Genomic DNA, 1,400 nt, shown 5'->3' with positions numbered 1-1,400 from the left:
CCGGGCGGCGGCGGGGGCGGGGCGGTCAAATCGACTTCCCCGGCGACTCCGCCTGGTCGAGCTGCTTCTCGAAGGCCATGGCCACATCCTTGGACTCGAACGGATCGCCGCCGTACGCGATCAGCTGGATCATCAGGTTTCCGCGGGCGGCGGAGCAGTACATCTGGTCCATGCCCGCCTCTTCGTCCCGCGGCGGCAGGAAGCACTCGGCGTCGTCGCCCTCGATGTCCGGCCCTTCGCGGAAGGCGCCGAGGGACTCGAAGAGCTGCCGCTGCCCGGCCTGGAGGGCGCGGACTCCTTCCTTGTTGTCCATCTGCGCGATCTGGATCGTCATGACCTCGCGGCCGGTGGCGTACGAGCGCATGGCCATGCCCTGCACGTCGAGCTGCTCGACGAAGTCGCTGTGGTACCGGCGCTCCTGCGGGGGGAGCCCCTTCCCGCCCTCCTTGAGGACCGCGGCGGCGCGGCGCCCGCTGAGCGTGAAGTCGTTGCCGTAGCCCTCGACGTCGGGGCCGAGGCCGTAGGCGGGGACGTCGCCGGGCTTGAGCAGTTGTCTGCTGAGGGGGTTGTCCTGGCGGCCGTCCTCGGCCGCCGTCCGCCACTTCTTGCTCGGCACCTTCTTCTCCGCCTGCCACAGCTTGGTGCGCACGGTGCGGTCCGCACCGTCGGTCTGCCAGTGGACGTAGCCGGCGGTCCCGGCCACGGCGGCGAGGGCCAGCAGGCCCGAGAGCAGCACGCGGGTGTGGTGGGTCACAGGCGCTCCATCTGGCGTTTCGCGATGTCCATCGCGGTGTCCTCGGCGATCGCCTGCGACGAGGCGATATGCATGTCCAGCACGATGTCGCCGCGCCGTGCCAGCGCCCTGGCCTCGTAGACGGGGACGTAACCGGGTTCCTGCACCGGGCTCTCGGAGACGAAGAGCGCGCCGCCGACGCTGCCGGGGATGGGCACGCCGGTCGTACCCGCGCCCTGCTCGCTCGGCATGTACGACTGCTGGCCGAGGAGGTACTCCTCGGACTGCAGGCCGGACTCGTCGCGGAACTGCAGCAGGGCGATGGTCACCTGCGTGTCCCCGTCCTGCGTCCAGGAGGTGCTCGCCGCGCGCCGGAATCCTTCGGTCACCAGGTCGGCGAGTACGAAGTTGGGGTCCTCGAAGCCGCCGGCGAACTGCTCGACGGGCAGCCACTCGGGCCCGCCTTCGTCCGGGACGGCGCCCTTCGGCTCGGCGAGCAGTAACTCGCGCAGGTCGCCGTCGGTCCGTACGCGCCGGTCCTGCTTCGCGGACAGCGGCTCCGGGGCCTCGGCCGCCGGCAGCGGCTTCTCGGGGTAGTCCAGACGCGCCTGGTTGAGCGGCGGGAGCGGGGTGGGCGGTTCGCCGGCCTGCCGGGTGTAGCCGTAGC

2 protein-coding genes are annotated in these 1,400 nt (G+C 71.4%); both read right to left on the bottom strand.

Features of this window, described 5'->3' with window-relative positions; translation table 11 throughout:
* Nucleotides 1-25: 25 nt before the first annotated feature.
* Entirely contained in the window at nucleotides 26-754 is a 729-nt protein-coding gene (locus tag H5J30_RS33280; RefSeq protein WP_181791456.1) for a hypothetical protein, read from the bottom strand.
* Nucleotides 751-1,400: hypothetical protein (locus H5J30_RS33275; protein WP_181791454.1), on the bottom strand; the 650-nt coding region annotated here is incomplete at its 5' end. The genes H5J30_RS33275 and H5J30_RS33280, both read right to left, overlap by 4 nt.

The sequence above is a fragment of the Streptomyces phytophilus genome, from assembly GCF_013870535.1.
Lineage (GTDB): Bacteria > Actinomycetota > Actinomycetes > Streptomycetales > Streptomycetaceae > Streptomyces > Streptomyces phytophilus.
The sequence above is the reverse complement of the archived record's forward strand: the minus strand, read 5'-3'. Positions and strand labels throughout refer to the sequence as shown.